Here is a 15,458-nt window from a genome sequence, read left to right on the forward strand (position 1 = left end):
CCTCGTAGCGAGATATGCGGGTGAAGAGTGGTGGCGTGGGGGAGATTTGAACTCCCGACCTAACGATTATGAGTCGTTCGCTCTAACCAACTGAGCTACCGCGCCAACGCCGCCCCGATTAAGCAAAGCCATGCGGGGTGTCAAACCGAATCTTGGCGGCTGCGGGGTATTTCCTTGGGTCCGGTCGCTGGCTAGGGTCGGCCCGAACGCAAGGGGGCCGCGATGACCGCAAAGCAATGGGAATTCTGGATCGACCGGGGTGGCACGTTCACCGATGTGGTCGCGCGGCAGCCGGACGGCGGGATCGTGACGCACAAGCTGTTGTCGGAAAATCCCGAACGCTACCGCGATGCCGCCGTCCAGGGGATCGCCGATCTGATGGGCACGGACAGCCCCGCGCCGGGCAGTATCCGCGCGGTGAAGATGGGCACGACCGTCGCGACCAATGCCTTGCTGGAGCGCAAGGGCGAAGGCGTGTTGCTGCTGATCACCGCGGGCTTCGGCGATCTGCTGCGCATCGGCTACCAGAACCGGCCGCGACTGTTCGATCTGGAGATCCGGCGACCCGAACTGCTTTATGCCGATGTGGCCGAAGTGCCGGAGCGGCTGGATGCGGAGGGTGAGGTCGTCACGCCGCTGGACGAGGATGCCGCGCGGGGCGCATTGCAAGCCGGGTTCGACGCGGGGCTGCGCGCTGTCGCCATCGCGTTCTTGCACGGCTACCTGAACCCCGTGCACGAGGATCGCGTGGCCCGGATCGCGCGCGATATCGGCTTTACGCAGATCAGTACCAGCCATGCGACCTCGCGGCTGGCAAAGCTGGTGTCGCGCGGCGATACCACGGTGGTGGATGCCTATCTGTCGCCGATCCTGCGGCGCTATGTCGATCAGGTCGCCGGGGCGCTGGACGTAGGGCGCGTGTGCGAAACCCTGCTGTTCATGCAGTCGTCCGGTGGGCTGACGGATGCGGCGCTGTTTCAGGGCAAGGACGCGATCCTGTCAGGGCCTGCGGGCGGGATCGTCGGCATGGTCAAGACGGCGGAACAGGCGGGGCACGGCCGGCTGATCGGGTTCGACATGGGCGGGACCTCTACCGATGTGAGCCACTATGCCGGCACCTACGAACGCAGTTTCGAGACGGAGGTGGCGGGCGTGCGGATGCGCGCGCCGATGATGGATATCCACACCGTCGCCGCCGGTGGCGGGTCGATCTGCAGTTTCCGCGATGGGCGGTTTCAGGTCGGCCCGGAGAGTGCGGGGGCCGATCCGGGGCCTGCGTGTTACCGCCGCGGCGGGCCGCTGACGGTAACCGACTGCAACGTGATGCTCGGCAAGCTGTCGCCCGCGCATTTCCCCGCCGTGTTCGGGCCGGAGGGCGATCAGCCGCTGGATGCGGATGTGGTGGCTGAGAAATTCGACGCCCTGATCGCAGAGGTGTCGGAGGCGACCGGCGAAAGCCCCGGCAGCGCCACCGATCTGGCCGCCGGGTTCCTGCGCATCGCGGTCGATAACATGGCCAACGCGATCAAGAAAATCTCTGTCCAGCGCGGGCATGACGTGACGGATTACACGCTGCAGTGCTTTGGCGGTGCGGGTGGGCAGCACGCCTGCCTCGTGGCCGATGCGCTGGGGATGCGGCGGGTGTTCGTGCATCCGCACGCCGGTGTGTTGTCGGCCTTCGGTATGGGGCTGGCCGAGATCCGGGCGCTGCGCGAGGTGCAGTGTGACGCCCCGCTGGAGGATGTGGAGACCGCGCGGCAGGCGCTCGACGCTATCAGGGCAGAGGCATGCGCCGAGGTGGCCGAACAGGGTGTCAGCGACGTGCGGACGCAAGCACGTGCGCATCTGCGCTACGACGGATCGCACCAGCCGCTGGAGGTGCCGTTCGGGGAGACCGCCGAGATGCAGACGGTGTTCGAGGAGGCGCACCGCCAGCGGTTCGGCTTTGCCAGCCCGGACCGCGCGATCCTGTTCGAGATGCTGAGCGTGGAGGCGATCGGCGGGGCCGTTCCGCCGCCGCAACTGACCGTTCCCGCGCGCGACGAACCCGCCCCGGTCGGGACGGTGCGGGTGACCTATGAGGAGGCGACTGAGGTGCCGCTCTATCAGCGTGAGACGCTGGGGCAGGGGGCCACGATCTCGGGTCCCGCGATCATCCTTGAACCTACCGGCACCAATGTGGTGGAACCCGGCTGGCAGGCGCGGGTCGACGAATACGGCAACCTGCATCTGACCCGCGACGGCGCCGCGCGCCGCCCGGCAGCGGCGGGGACGAAGGCCGACCCGGTGGTGCTGGAGGTGATGTCGAACCTCTTTATGTCCATCGCAGACCAGATGGGTGCGACGCTGGCCAATACCTCCTGGTCGGTCAACATCAAGGAACGGCTGGATTTTTCCTGCGCGATCTTCGATGCGAACGGTGATCTGGTCGCGAACGCGCCGCATGTGCCGGTGCATCTGGGGTCGATGTCGGACAGCATCAAGACCGTGATGCGCGAGCATCCGGGTGCGGCAGAGGGCGATGCCTTCATGCTGAATTCGCCCTATAATGGCGGCACGCATTTGCCAGATGTCACGGTCGTCACGCCGGTGTTCGTGGATGGAAAACCGGCGTTCTGGCTCGGCTCGCGCGGGCATCATGCGGATATCGGCGGGCGCACGCCCGGCTCCGGTCCGCCGGACAGCACGCATATCGATCAGGAAGGTGTGCTGATCGACAACGTGCAGCTGGTACGCGGCGGGACTCTGCTGGAGGAGGAGGCGCGCGCGGTCTTGGCATCGGGCAAGTATCCCTGCCGCAACATCGCGCAGAACATGGCCGATCTGCAGGCGCAGGTTGCCGCGAACGAGACCGGACGGCAGGCGCTGCTGGGGGTGTGCGACACCTACGGTGCGGATGTCGTGACCGCCTATATGGCGCATGTGCAGGACAACGCCGAGGAAAGCGTGCGCCGCGTGATCGACAGGCTGGCGGACGGGGAATTCACCTATCCGATGGATGAGGGACAAAGGATCAAGGTCGCCGTGCGGGTGGATCGTGCGGGTCGCCGTGCGACGGTCGATTTCACCGGCACCAGCCCGCAGCATTCCGGCAATTACAACGCGCCGCAGGCGGTGTGCCGTGCGGTCGTGCTTTATGTGTTCCGCACGCTGGTGGGATCCGACATTCCGCTGAACGAAGGGTGCCTGAAACCGATCGAGATTATTGCCCCCGCAGGCACGATGCTGAACCCCGCCTATCCGGCGGCGGTGATCGCGGGGAATACCGAGGTGTCGCAGGCGACCTGCAACGCGTTGATCGGGGCGCTGGGCGTCATGGCCTGTTCGCAGGCGACGATGAACAATTTCATCTGGGGCAACGACACGTTTCAGAACTACGAAACCATCGCGGGCGGCACCGGTGCGGGGCCGGGGTTTGCCGGGTGTGACGCGGTGCAAAGCCATATGACCAACACACTGATGACCGACCCGGAGATTCTGGAGAAACGCTTTCCGGTGCGGCTGGAACAGTTCGCGATCCGTGACGGATCGGGGGGTGCTGGCAAATGGCGCGGCGGGCATGGCGTTGTGCGCGAGATGCGGTTTCTGGAGCCGGTGACGGTGACAACGCTGTGTTCGCACCGCGTCGTGCCGCCCTTTGGCGTGGACGGTGGCGGGGATGGCAAAACCGGCGAAAACAGTGTGATTCTGCCCAATGGCACCACGCGCGCGTTGCGCGGAAATGATGAGGTCGATCTTCCAGCGAGTGCCGTGTTCGTGCTGAAATCACCGGGCGGTGGCGGCTGGGGCTAAGACTTTTGCAAAAGTCTTGGCAAAAACCTTCTAAGGTTTTTGGGCATCAGTCGTAGCGCAGCGCCGTCGCCTTGCCGCGGAACACGGTGTAGGCCAGCAGGGTATAGCCGATGATCGTCGGCAGCACGAAGATCGTGCCGATCAGGATGATAAACAGGCTTTCGGGCGCGCTGGCCGCGTCATAGATCGTCAACTGATCCGGCACGACGTAAGGATAAAAGCTGTAGGCCATGCCGCCGAAGGCGGTGCACCAGAGCAGGGTTGCCGCGAGGAAGGGCAGCCAGTTCCAGCGGTCCTGCGCGAAAGGCATGCGTTGCAACATCCACCAGAGCCAGAGGACCAAGGCAGCGGAGGCGAGAGGTAGCGGCGAGAGCAACAGCGCCTCGGGCCAGCTGAACCATTTGTCGAAGATGCGCGCGCTGACGAAAGGGGTGGCCAGCGAAATCGCGCCTATGCCCGCCACCAGCCCCCAGATGCCGCGCTTGGCCCAGTCCACCGCCTTGACCTGCAAATGCCCCTCGGCCTTGTGGATCACCCAGGCGGCCCCGATGAAGCTGTAGCCGACCGTCAGGAACGCGGCGGTGAGCAGGGCAAAGGCAAGGTGCCCCCAGGTCCACGTCAGGCCCATGACATACATGCCCAGCATGAATCCCTGCGCCAGCGAGGTCATCAGCGAGCCGGTGAAGAACAGGGTGTTCCACAACCGTTTGCGCGCCACACGGGCCTTGGCGCGGAACTCGAACGCGACGCCGCGCAGGATCAGCCCGATCAGCATGACGGCGACAGGAAGGTAAAGCGCGGTCAGGATTTCGCCATGCGCCGCCGGGAAGGCGACGAGCAGAATGCCCACCGCCAGCACCAGCCAGGTTTCATTGGCGTCCCAGAACGGCCCGATGGAGGCGATCATCATGTCCTTTTCATCGTCGTCCGACCACGGGAAGAGCAGGCCGACGCCGAGGTCATAGCCATCGAGGATCACGTAGATCAGGATCGACAGGCCCATGAGGGCGGCGAAGGTGAAGGGCAGCCAGACGGTCGGATCGCCAAAATAATCCATGATCTATTCTCCCGGCACGGCGGATAGCTGCGCCTCTTCGGATTGCGCGGTGCGGCGGCCGATGGGTTCGCCCTTTGACGCCTGACGCGCGAGATAGAAGATCACGCTGATATAGGCCACGAGCAGCAGCGCATAGACGGCGAGGTAGACCAGCAGCGTCGAAAGCACCATGCCCGCGGGAACGTCGGCGACCGCTTCTTTCGTGGACATCAGGCCGGTGACGAGCCAAGGCTGGCGGCCGATTTCGGTCGTGTACCAGCCGGCGAGGGTGGCGACCCAGCCGGAAAAGCTCATCCCCACAAGAGCGACCAGCATCCACTTCGGCAGGCCGTCGACGCTGCGGCGCTTGATCTGGCCGGGCGCGCGGCGCAGCATCAGCGCAACGGCGGTCCAGCTGACCAGCAGCATCAGCATGCCGGTGCCGACCATCACGCGGAACGACCAGAACACCGGGGCGACGCGGGGGTGCAGCGGGGTGCCGTCTTCGGCGACAAAGTCGTTCAGGCCCTTGATTTCGCCGTCCCATGTGTGGGTCAGGATGAAACTGGCGAGGTTCGGAATGCCGACCTCAAAGTGGTTTTCACGGGCCTCGTCGTCCGGAATCGCAAAGAGCAGGAGCGGCACGTTGCCGCCGGTTTCCCAGTGTCCTTCCATCGCAGCGACCTTGGCGGGCTGGTATTCCTTGGTGTTCAGCCCGTGCATGTCGCCGACGTAGATCTGCACCGGGATCAGCAGTGCGGCGGCGACCACGGCGGTACGCAGCGCCACGCGCACGCCCGCCGTTTGCCCGCCGATCAGCCAGCGGAAGGCCGAGATGCCTGCAATCAGGAAGCTGACGGTCAGGAAGCTGGCCAGCATCATATGCGCGAAACGGTAGGGCATCGACGGGTTGAACACGATGGCCCACCAATCGGTCGCATGTGCCACGCCGTCGATCATCTCGTAGCCCTGCGGGGTGTGCATCCAGGAGTTCAGCACGATGATCCAGAAGGCCGACATCGTGGTGCCGAAGGCGACCAGGAAGGTCGCCAGCGTATGCAGCCAGCCCGGCACGCGGGACGCGCCGAAGAGCATGATGCCGAGGAACACGGCCTCCAGAAAGAACGCGGTCATCACCTCGTAGGCCAGCAGGGGCCCCGCGATATTGCCGACTTTTTCCATGAAGCCCGGCCAGTTGGTGCCGAACTGGAACGACATGGTGATGCCCGACACAACGCCGAGCGCGAAGGACAGGGCGAAGATCTTGACCCAGAAGGCATAGGCCTCCATCCAGCGGTTGTCGCCGCTGCGGGCATGGCGGAGCTTGAAATAGAGCAGGACCCAGCCTAGCGCGATGGTGATGGTTGGAAATAGGATATGGAAAGAGATGTTTGCGGCGAACTGGATGCGCGACAGGAGAAGGGTTTCCATGGGCGGGCCTTGTGGGTGACTGCGGTGTTTCGGTCTTGTCCTAGATATAGGACATGACGCGCCTTGGGCAGTCCGGTGCGACACTATGCGCAGGCCACGCGGGAACGGCGATGTCGGATGTCGCGCAACAGGTAACCCGTGGGTTACTTTATGTTTATTTACAATGCGTTAAGGTGATCGCACGGTCCGTTAACCTGCGAAGGTCCAGCGGGTCGTCTGGCTGTAGGTCTGATCCGGCGCAACCATGATCGACGGAAATTGACTGTTGGTGGGGGCGTCCGGCCACATCTGCGCCTCGATCGCCAGGCCCTCGTAAGGCGCGCGTCCCGGGCGGCGCGCATCGCGCCCGTCGTAGATCTGGATGCCAGGTTCGGTCGTGGTCATTGTCAGGCTGACGCCGCTTTGCCCGGTGAGGGTGAGCACGTCGCGCAGGGGCTCGCGCCTGTCGGACAGGCAGAAGTTGTTGTCGAGCGCGGGCGCGCGCGGTGCGATGGTGCGCGGGGTGCGGAAATCGAGGTCGGTCTTTGCGACATCGACGATCTCGCCGGTCGGGTAGTTGTCCACGGTGCCTGGCAGCACGCGGTCGGCGGCGATCTGCAGACTGTGGCCGGACCAGTCGGCGGTGCCGTCGAGGTTCCAATAGCTGTGGTTGGCGAAGCTGAGCGGGGTCTTGGCGTCAGTCGTCGCGGTCACCGTCATTTCCAGCGTCGCGGGGGCGGCCACGGCATAGCGCGCCGTGATCGTGCGGTTGCCGGGCAGGCCGCATTCCCCGTCGCGCAGGGTGCAGGTGAGGGTGACGCTGTCGGGGCCGTGGTCCGCGATCTGCCAGAGCCGCCGGTGCGTGGCCTGTGCGCCGGAGTGCAGGTGGATGCGATTGTCCTGATTGCGCTCCAGCTCGTACATGATGCCGTCGATCTTGATCCGCGCGGTGCTGATCCGGTTGGCGATGGGGCCGATGAGGGAGCCGTGGTGGCGCATGTCGCCGAGGTAATCGGCCAGATCGTCCGACCCGAGCGTCAGCGACCGCTCGATACCGGCCAGCCGCACGTTCTGCACCACCGCACCCCATGTGAGCACCGCGACGGTCAGGTCGCCGGCGGCGAGGGTGATCTTGTCCACCTGTTCGCCCTGCGGGGTCGTGCCGAAGGGGGTGATCACAGCGGTTCCCAATGCACGCCCGCGGCGGGAATGGTCACATCGCCCCACGTGCGGGCCTTCGGCGCGTAGTTGAAGATGAACCGATGGGTGGTGGTGTCGCGGATGCGCAACCCCTTGGGCAGGTCGTAGGTTGCGATGTCGAGCGTATCGCAGAGGTTGCCGATGATGCTGTCGAAGGTGGCGTCGTCGGGCCAACCGGCGAGATAGCGGATATGATCGCCGCCCATGATCGCGGGCTGGCCGGATTTGGTGGCGAGATGCACGTCGGCACTGCCTTCGAGGTGTTCGAACCAATGCACGAACCTGCCGCCGCCCTGCAATTTGATCGCGTCCGAGGGCGGCAGGCTTTCGACCATCACGGTCGTCACGCCGGTATCGGGCAGGTGGGGACCCATGGGCGTGGGGATCGCCAGTTCGTCGGTCTTGCCGTCGCTGCGCGGACCGATCAGCGCGATGCCTTTGAAACTCGCGAGGGCTGCGCGGAACGGGTCCGACAGTTTCATCAGGCCGGGGGCGAGAACGAGTTTGTAGGCGGAGAGGTCCGCAGAGTCCGGCGGCAGGATATCGACCGACAGACCCGCGCGCCTCAGGGCGCGGTAGGCGGCGAAGGCAAGGCGGAACATATCGAAGTCCGCGCCCTGCGGCTGCGTGTCCCAAGCCCATGCGCTTTCGTAGTCGAACACCAGCGCGACGGGGGCGGCCCCTGCGTCCACCTCCGGCAGGTCCGCGATTTCCTGCGCGACCTGCGTGGCCTCGGCCAAAGCAGGGGCGGCGTCGCTGTCCGGGCGGAGCAACCCTGCGTGCATCTGTTCCTGCGCGAAGGGGGCCTGCCGCCAGCGGAAATAGCAGACGGTTTCGGCCCCGTGGGCAAACGCCTCCCACGCCCAGAGGCGGGCCATGCCGGGCAGGGGGGCCGGGTTGTAGGGGGCCCAGTTCACCGGGCCGGGCTGCTGTTCCATCACCCACATCCGATTGCGGCCCACGGCGCGGTAAAGATCGTGGTGGAACGCCTGATTGTCGGGGTGGCCCTGGCGCAGGTAGAATTGCTTTTCCTTGGCCGTGCCCTCGATCCGGTCGGAGAGGAAGCCGATGGGGTAGCTGTCCCATGACGCGATATCGAGGTCGGCCCCCACGGCCCAGTGATCGAAGGTCGTGATGCGGCCCATGTAGTTGTGGATCAGGGGTGCTGCCGAATGTTCACGGATCGCGTCGGCCTGCACGCTGTTGAAGGCCACGACCTGATCGGAGGAATAGCGCCGGAAGGCCAGCACGTGCGCGGGGTTCGGTTCCGTTACGGTGAGGTTCGGCAGGTCGATCTGCTCGAAACTGTCGTAATCCATCGACCAGAACACATTGCCCCAGGCACGGTTGAGCGCGTCGGTGGACTGATAGCGCTGCGCCAGCCAGTCGCGGAAGCCGTGCAGGGCGGCATCCGAATACGATAGTGTCGTGTCGTGGCAGTCGTATTCGTTGTCGATCTGCCAGGCGGCGATATGCGGGTTGCGGCCATAGCGTTCGGCCATGAGGCGGGCGATGCGCCGCGCCTCCTCCCGGTAACCCAAGTGGCTGAAATCGTAGTGCCGGCGCGATCCGAATTTGCGGGTGTGGCCGTCGGCGGCGACCGGCAGCATGTCTGGCAGCTTGTCCAGCATCCAGCGCGGCGGCGTGGCGGTGGGCGTGCCGAGGACGATCTTCATCCCCGCATCGCCTAGCACCGCGATTGCCCGGTCAAGCCAGCCCCAATCGAATTTGCCAGGCACAGGTTCCATCCGCTGCCAGCCGAATTCGCCGATCCGCACCCATGTGAGGCCCGTTTCGACCATGCGCGCGGCGTCCGTGGCCCATTGGTCTTCGGGCCAGTGTTCGGGGTAGTAACAGACGCCGAGCGTGCGTTTCATGACGGTGCCTTTTTTAGTATTTTTGGCAAGATAATGCGAAGATCGCGCCTAGAAAATCACGCGGTGTTCGGCCTTGCCCTTGGAGTCGGTGTCGACGGTGAAGGTCTTGCCGTCGTCCGCGCCGTCTTTACCCTGTGCGGCCGAGGTGCAGTAGAGCGTTGTCAGGTCCGGCCCGCCGAAGGCCGGGCAGGTAGTCTGGTCGGCGGGAAAGGTATGTTCGCGCAGGTATGTTCCTTGATGATCATAGACCGCAACGCGACCGGCACCCCATTGCGCGTTCCACATATTGCCGTCCGCATCGACCACTGCGCCGTCGGGGCGGAAATCGGTGTCGGACAGGTCGATGTGCAGTTCGGGGTCGGCGGCGGGCCAGCCCTGCATGTCGAGCGTCACCCGCATGATCTTCTGCGTCGGCGTATCGGTGAAATAGGCGGTCTTGCCGTCGGGGGCGAAGCAGATCGCGTTGGAGATGGTCACGTTCGGCACGACGCGGCGCAATTCGCCCCGGTGATAGCGGTAGATCGCGCCCGCCTCGTGTTCGCCGTCAAACCCCATCGTGCCGATCCAGAAGCCGCCCTGCGGGTCTGCGCGACCGTCGTTGGAGCGGGTGGTCTTGTCGTCGGATTCGAGGCTGTAGACGTAGGTTTGCTCCTCGGTTTCCAAGTTGAACCTGAACAGCTGCGTTTCGGAAGCGATCAAAAGCGTGTCGCGGTCGATCCAGCCTGCGGCGGAGACGTGTTCATCGAATTGCCAATGGCGGCCTGCGGTGTGCAGGCGCTTGCCCAGAATGTCGAACCAGAACAGTTGCGCGCGTTCGGGATGCCAGAGCGGGCCTTCGCCCAGTTGGCATTGCGTGTCGTCATGGATCATGTGGCCGCACCTTTTGCTGTGTCATAGGCCGCGACCATCGCATCGGCGCGGGCTGCCACGTCTGACACGGTCAGTCCGGGCTTGTATAGGGCCGATCCGATCCCGAAGCCGTCGGCGCTGGCCGCCATCCATGCGCCGAAGTTGTCGGCCCCCGCCCCGCCCACGGCATAGACGAGCGTTCCCTTGGGTAGAACGGCGCGGATCGCCTTGATCCCGTCGGGGCCCAACAGGCTGGCGGGAAAGATTTTCAGGCCGTCCGCTCCGGCCTTGAGGGCGGCGAAACATTCGGTAGGGGTCATCACGCCGGGCCAGCTGGCCATGCCGGCGGCCTTGGTCGCCATGATCACGCGCTGGTCGCAGTTCGGGCTGACGATAAGTTCGCCGTCCGCGTCGCGCACGCGGCCCACATCGTCGGTGGACAGGACCGTACCCGCGCCGACGATGGCATCAGCGCCGACGGCGGCCTTCATCGCCTTGATGCTGTCGAAGGGCGTGGGGGAGTTCAGCGGCACCTCGATCCGGGTGATGCCGGATTTGACCAGCGCCTCTGCCATAGCGGGGGCTTCGGCCGTGGTGACGCCGCGCAGGATCGCGATCAGGGGGCGGTGGGACATGATTTATCCTTTCAGGCGGCGGTATGCGGCGGTGAGGCCCGCGAGCGTCGCCGCATCACCTTGCACCTGCGTGGCCGGGACGCCTTGCTGGCCAAGTGCGGTGACGTAGAGTTTCGCGACCTTGCCCGCCCCGATCACGGCGATCTGCTGGCCCAGCCAGTAGGGTTTCGCCCCGGCCAGTTCGGCACCGATCAACAGCCCGGACAGGCGGGCGCGGGCGGTGGCGGGTGGCATGTCGTTCAGCAGGTTTTCGGCGCGCAGGGAAAACAGGTCGGACGTCATCCGTTCGGGGCGCGACATGGTGTCAGACAGCGTGTCGGCGAACATCGCATCGTCCCAGCCGTCGGCACCGACGGTGTGTCGCAGGACGGTCTGCTTGCCGATCACGGCGAAGAGTTCGCCGGTCATGAAGGTCTTGAAGCTGACGACTTCGCCGGCGCTGACGTGGACCCATTTGGTATGGGTGCCGGGCAGGCAGATGACGCCGTCCCAATTGGAATTGTTGGCTAGAAATCCCGCGATCTGGGTTTCCTCGCCGCGCATGACGTCGGCGGGTTTGGTCTGGCGCAGGCCGGGAATGACGTAGACCTGAAGATCGGGGTCGGTGGTCCGGGCGCGGGCGAAGCCCTCGGCCACGGGCGGGCAGGGAACGGTGGCGTAGGGCGCCTCGACCCAGCCCTGCCGCGCGCCGACCATGCCGCAGGCGATGACGGTGGTGGGGCCGCTGATCCAGTCACCGGCGATGGCCTTGAAGGCCGGTTCGAACCCGTCGCGCGCGAGCGTGCCCATACCAGCACCCGAGGCGGCGTCCGCCAGCACGGTGTCGCTGGCCGACATGGCCCAGACCCGCAGGTTCGAGGTGCCCCAGTCGGCGGCGATCCAGTCGGGTTCGATCGTTTCGTTCATCCGAAATGCACCACACCTGCGTCCACTGCGATTGTCTGTCCGGTGATCATAGCCGAAGCGTCGGAGGCCAGAAAGAGCACCGGGCCGATCATGTCCTCGGTGGCCATGTGGCGCGGCAGGCACTGTTTGTCGAGGAAGGCGGCGAGGTTTTCCTCGGTTGCCCATTTCTCGCGCTGCTTTTCGGTCAGGACCCAGCCGGGGGCGATGGCGTTGACGCGGATGTTCCGGGGCCCGAGTTCGCGCGCCATGCTGCGGGTCAGCCCCATGATGCCCGCGTTGGCGGCAGCGTAGGGGGCCATGCCCGCGGCACCCAGCGCATAGGTGATCGAGGAGAAGTTGATGATGCTGCCGCCCTGCGCCATGCCTGCGGCGGCATGCTGGCTGGCAAAGAAATAGTGTTTGAAATTCACCGCCTGCTGGCTGTCCCATATGGCGGGCGTGATGTCGGCGATGTCATAGCGCATGTCGTTGGCGGCGTTGTTGACCAGCACGGTGACAGGACCGTGCGCTGCGACGGCAGTGTCGATTGCCGTCTGCAGGGCGGCGATGTCGGTCACGTCGCATTCCAGAAACAGCGCGTCAGGGTGCTGTTCGGTATCGGCAATATCCGCGAAGGCCACGCGCGCGCCCTGTGCGGCGAACCCGGCGACGAGGGCGGCCCCGATGCCGCTGCCGCCACCGGTGACGAAGACCGACGCACCTTTCAGCGATGGGAACTGCGCCGTCACAGGCGCTGCCCTTCGACCACCCACATGCGTTCGGGGAAGGACCACGGGAGAGTGATGCCGTTGCGCATCAGGTAGGTGCCGGACAGGTCGACGGTTTCGGTCTTCAGCGCAGGCCTGCCGCGCGACAGGGTCGGCGCGGTGTCGCGGTTGATCAGCGTGACCCGGTAGATCGCCTCCGGGTCCAGCGCCGTCAGCCGCAGCGGGCGCGGGGCGATCTGGGCGGAGGTTGCGGCCTTGCCCGCGAAGACCACGAAACGGGTGCCGTCACGTGCCAGTTGCTGTTCGGCCAGCACGGCGGGGTCGGCGCTGTCCAATCGCAGAATATCGGCGGTCTGCATCCAGTGCCGGTTGTGTTTCCACCAGCTTGTGACCTCTGTCAGCACCGCGGCCTCGTACGCGTCGAGTTCGCGCGGGTCCATCTCGAAGCCCATGTGGCGCTGGGCGGCGACCCAGGCGCGGAAGCTGATGTCGAGCACACGGCCCGACGTATGGCATTTGCGCGGGCCGACATGGCTGCCGGTGACAGAGAGCGGCAGGAATAGCGCCGCGTCGTGCTGGATGCGCAGGCGTTCCAGCGCGTCGTTGCTGTCGGACAGCCAGACCCGCTGCGTGCGCTGCAGGATGCCGAAGTCGATGCGCCCGCCGCCCGAGGCGCAGGTTTCGATTTCCACATGCGGGAAATCCGCGCGCAACCGGTCGATCAGCGCATAGGACCCGCGGGTCTGGGCGGCATCGGGCATCGGCAGGACGCGGTTGTGGTCCCATTTGATGTATTCGATCTGGTTGTCGCGCAGGATTTTTGACATGCGGTCATAGAGGAAATCGCGCACTTCCGGCAGCGCCATGTTCAGCGCCTTTTGCTGGCGACCCAGCGTCTGGTCCTCCGACCCCAGCGCCCAATCGGGGTGGGCGCGGTGGATGTCGCTGTCCTCGTTGATCATCTCGGGTTCGAACCAGATGCCGAAGGTCATGCCAAGGCCATGCACGTGGTCGATCAGCGGGGTCAGGCCGTCGGGGTATTTGCGGGGATCAACCTCCCAGTCGGACAGGGAGCGCGTGTCGTCGTCGCGCTGGCCGAACCAGCCGTCATCCAGCACGAAGCGTTCCGCGCCGAGGGCTGCCGCCTTGTCGGCGATGTCCTGCAGGACCGGCAGCTTATGGTCGAAATAGACCGCTTCCCAGCAGTTGTAGTGCACGGGGCGCGGCGCATCGGGCTTGGGCCATGTTACGATGCGGTCACGCAGGTGGCGCTGGAAGGCCACCGCACAGCCGTTCAGTCCGGTGTCGGAGTAGGTAATGTAGAGCGGTGCGGTCTTGAACTGCGTCGCGGCCTTCGTCTCCATCCGGGCAGCATGGCCCCATTGCACCTGACGGCGGCCGTCCTGCAGTTCCTCTGCGATCATGCGGTGGCCGCCGGACCAGCCGTAGTGAAAGGCGTAGGCCTCTCCGCGTGTGTTGGTGGCCCCGGTGCAGGGGATGATCAGGCCGGGGAAATGTTCGTGCCCGGTGCGCCCGGTGCGGTTTTCGCGGTAGCGGATACCGGCGGACCAGGCGGTGCGCGACAGCTGGAATTCGCCGCACCAGCGGCCCGAGACGTCGATCATCTCGTCCGATTGCTGGGGGGCGGGCAGCACCGGGGCGGCGAGCCAGTGCAGGTGCACCGGGCGCGAGGCGTCCAGCGTGGTCTGCGCCGTGATCATGTGGGTGTCTTTGTCGGCGGTGAATGTGAACGTCAGTGTGAGTCCATTGTCCGCATCGGCATAGGTCAGGTCGAGTTTGCCGTTCTCTTCGGCGCGTTCGAAACAGAATTTCGGCAGCAGCGGCGTACCGTCGGTGTCGCGCACGATCAGGCCGGGCTGACCGGGGAAGGAGCGGACGGCCTCCGGGCAAAGCGACAGATCGGGGTTTTCGTCGAGCATCCCGCCGGTCACGTCGATCACGTTGGCATAGTGCAGCGTTTCGAGGTTCTCGCCCTCGGGCAGAGCCGCACCCCAATAGACCACCTGCGGCAGGCGTTCGCCCGTGGTGGTCAGCACCAACGTCTGCTTGCCGTCGTCAAGCCGCCAGACGTGGCGCACGGTGTTGGAGGCGGTTTTGGTATCGCCCAAGGGCAGGGCGGTCGCCGGTGTCGTTGCACCGGCGACGTCATCGGTCATCGTCATCGTTTTCGCCTGTTTACTTCACTGCGCCCAGCGTCAGGCCAGCGATAAAGTGTTTCTGCATCAGGAAGAACATCGCCACGGGTGGAAGGGCCGCGACGATGCTGCCCGCGCTCATCAGGTGATAGGCGGCGCGGAACTGGCTGTTAAACTCTGTGATGCCGGCTGTCACGGGCTGCGCGGAGGGACCTTGCGTCAGCACCACGGCCCAGAAGTAATCGTTCCAGATGAAGGTGAAGATCAGCACGGCGAGGGCCGCCAGCGCCGGTTTCATCAGCGGTAGGACCACATACCAGAAGATGCGGATTTCCGAGATGCCTTCGACCCGTGCCGCCTCGATCAGGGGGAACGGCAGGGCGCGGATGAAATTGCGCATGAAGAGTGTGCAGAACCCGGTCTGGAACGCGATGTGGAACAGCACGAGGCCATAAATCGTGTCATACATCCCGAGGCTGATCGTCAGGTCACGGACCGGCACCATCAGGATCTGGAAAGGCACGAAGTTGCCCGCGATGAACATGAAGAAGATCAGCAGGTTGCCCTTGAACCGGTAGATGCCCAGCGCGAAACCCGCCATGCAGGACAATGCAACCGCACCGATCACCGTGGGAATCGTGATGAAGAGCGAGTTCAGCAGATAACGCGGCATGTTGGATTCGAAGAACACCTTGCCATAGTTGGTGAACGCCTCGAAACTGCTGGGCCAGCCCCAGTAGTTGCCGTTGGTGAAATCGCTGTCGGGCTTGATCGAGAACATGGCCACGGCAATCAGCGGCAACAGCCAGACGATCAGAACGACGGGCAGGAACGCCTGGTAGCCGATCTGCGCGGCGCGGGACCGCTTTTCAATGGGTGTCGGAAACATA

Annotated in this window: 11 protein-coding genes and 1 tRNA gene; 1 reads left to right on the forward strand and 11 read right to left on the reverse strand. The window is 65.0% G+C overall.

Annotation, left to right across the window (positions count from 1 at the left end):
* Positions 1–28 precede the first annotated feature (28 nt).
* Positions 29–105: transfer RNA gene (locus AC04PH_RS13610), tRNA-Met, on the reverse strand.
* A gap of 117 nt (positions 106–222) precedes the next feature.
* On the opposite strand from AC04PH_RS13610, the gene AC04PH_RS13615 reads away from it, so the two are divergent.
* Entirely contained in the window at positions 223–3,792 is a 3,570-nt protein-coding gene (locus AC04PH_RS13615; protein ID WP_483066362.1) for a hydantoinase B/oxoprolinase family protein, read from the forward strand.
* Between the two features lie 46 nt (positions 3,793–3,838).
* Here the strand turns inward: AC04PH_RS13615 and AC04PH_RS13620 are convergent, their stop codons facing one another.
* The 10 genes from AC04PH_RS13620 to AC04PH_RS13665 all read right to left on the reverse strand — a co-directional run bounded on the left by AC04PH_RS13620 (position 3,839) and on the right by AC04PH_RS13665 (position 15,457).
* Positions 3,839–4,849, reverse strand: a complete 1,011-nt coding sequence (locus tag AC04PH_RS13620) for a cytochrome d ubiquinol oxidase subunit II (protein ID WP_483066363.1) — start codon at positions 4,847–4,849, stop codon at positions 3,839–3,841.
* A 3-nt stretch (positions 4,850–4,852) separates the two neighbouring features.
* The gene (locus AC04PH_RS13625) at positions 4,853–6,259 is read right to left on the reverse strand and encodes a cytochrome ubiquinol oxidase subunit I (protein ID WP_483066364.1); all 1,407 of its coding nucleotides are present in this window, start codon (positions 6,257–6,259) and stop codon (positions 4,853–4,855) included.
* Between the two features lie 189 nt (positions 6,260–6,448).
* Positions 6,449–7,417 carry an aldose epimerase family protein gene (locus AC04PH_RS13630; RefSeq protein WP_483066365.1) on the reverse strand — a complete coding sequence of 323 codons (969 nt, stop codon included), beginning with the start codon at positions 7,415–7,417 and terminating at the stop codon, positions 6,449–6,451.
* The gene (locus AC04PH_RS13635; protein WP_483066366.1) at positions 7,414–9,315 is read right to left on the reverse strand and encodes a beta-galactosidase; all 1,902 of its coding nucleotides are present in this window, start codon (positions 9,313–9,315) and stop codon (positions 7,414–7,416) included. Before AC04PH_RS13635 ends, AC04PH_RS13630 begins: the two co-directional genes overlap by 4 nt.
* Positions 9,316–9,363: 48 nt before the next feature.
* The gene (locus AC04PH_RS13640; RefSeq protein WP_483066367.1) at positions 9,364–10,185 is read right to left on the reverse strand and encodes an SMP-30/gluconolactonase/LRE family protein; all 822 of its coding nucleotides are present in this window, start codon (positions 10,183–10,185) and stop codon (positions 9,364–9,366) included.
* Positions 10,182–10,799, reverse strand: a complete 618-nt coding sequence (locus tag AC04PH_RS13645; protein WP_483066368.1) for a 2-dehydro-3-deoxy-6-phosphogalactonate aldolase — start codon at positions 10,797–10,799, stop codon at positions 10,182–10,184. Before AC04PH_RS13645 ends, AC04PH_RS13640 begins: the two co-directional genes overlap by 4 nt.
* 3 nt (positions 10,800–10,802) lie before the next feature.
* Positions 10,803–11,705, reverse strand: a complete 903-nt coding sequence (locus tag AC04PH_RS13650) for a 2-dehydro-3-deoxygalactonokinase (protein ID WP_483066369.1) — start codon at positions 11,703–11,705, stop codon at positions 10,803–10,805.
* Positions 11,702–12,433 (reverse strand): SDR family NAD(P)-dependent oxidoreductase, encoded by a 732-nt coding sequence (locus AC04PH_RS13655; protein ID WP_483066370.1) that lies wholly within the window; start codon positions 12,431–12,433, stop codon positions 11,702–11,704. Before AC04PH_RS13655 ends, AC04PH_RS13650 begins: the two co-directional genes overlap by 4 nt.
* Positions 12,430–14,595 (reverse strand): alpha-galactosidase, encoded by a 2,166-nt coding sequence (locus AC04PH_RS13660; protein ID WP_483066371.1) that lies wholly within the window; start codon positions 14,593–14,595, stop codon positions 12,430–12,432. The genes AC04PH_RS13655 and AC04PH_RS13660 overlap by 4 nt, the downstream gene beginning before the upstream one ends.
* A gap of 13 nt (positions 14,596–14,608) precedes the next feature.
* Entirely contained in the window at positions 14,609–15,457 is an 849-nt protein-coding gene (locus AC04PH_RS13665) for a carbohydrate ABC transporter permease (RefSeq protein WP_483066372.1), read from the reverse strand.
* Between the last annotated feature and the right edge of the window lies 1 nt (position 15,458).

The organism is Yoonia sp. KMU-150 (assembly GCF_056858355.1).

Coding starts and splice junctions, on each gene's coding strand:
- AC04PH_RS13665 (WP_483066372.1), bottom strand. CDS start 15,457: ATGTTTCCGACACCCATTGAAAAGCGGTCCCGCGCCGCGCAGATCGGC.
- AC04PH_RS13640 (WP_483066367.1), bottom strand. CDS start 10,185: ATGATCCATGACGACACGCAATGCCAACTGGGCGAAGGCCCGCTCTGG.
- AC04PH_RS13650 (WP_483066369.1), bottom strand. CDS start 11,705: ATGAACGAAACGATCGAACCCGACTGGATCGCCGCCGACTGGGGCACC.
- AC04PH_RS13645 (WP_483066368.1), bottom strand. CDS start 10,799: ATGTCCCACCGCCCCCTGATCGCGATCCTGCGCGGCGTCACCACGGCC.
- AC04PH_RS13620 (WP_483066363.1), bottom strand. CDS start 4,849: ATGGATTATTTTGGCGATCCGACCGTCTGGCTGCCCTTCACCTTCGCC.
- AC04PH_RS13615 (WP_483066362.1), top strand. CDS start 223: ATGACCGCAAAGCAATGGGAATTCTGGATCGACCGGGGTGGCACGTTC.
- AC04PH_RS13625 (WP_483066364.1), bottom strand. CDS start 6,259: ATGGAAACCCTTCTCCTGTCGCGCATCCAGTTCGCCGCAAACATCTCT.
- AC04PH_RS13635 (WP_483066366.1), bottom strand. CDS start 9,315: ATGAAACGCACGCTCGGCGTCTGTTACTACCCCGAACACTGGCCCGAA.
- AC04PH_RS13660 (WP_483066371.1), bottom strand. CDS start 14,595: ATGACGATGACCGATGACGTCGCCGGTGCAACGACACCGGCGACCGCC.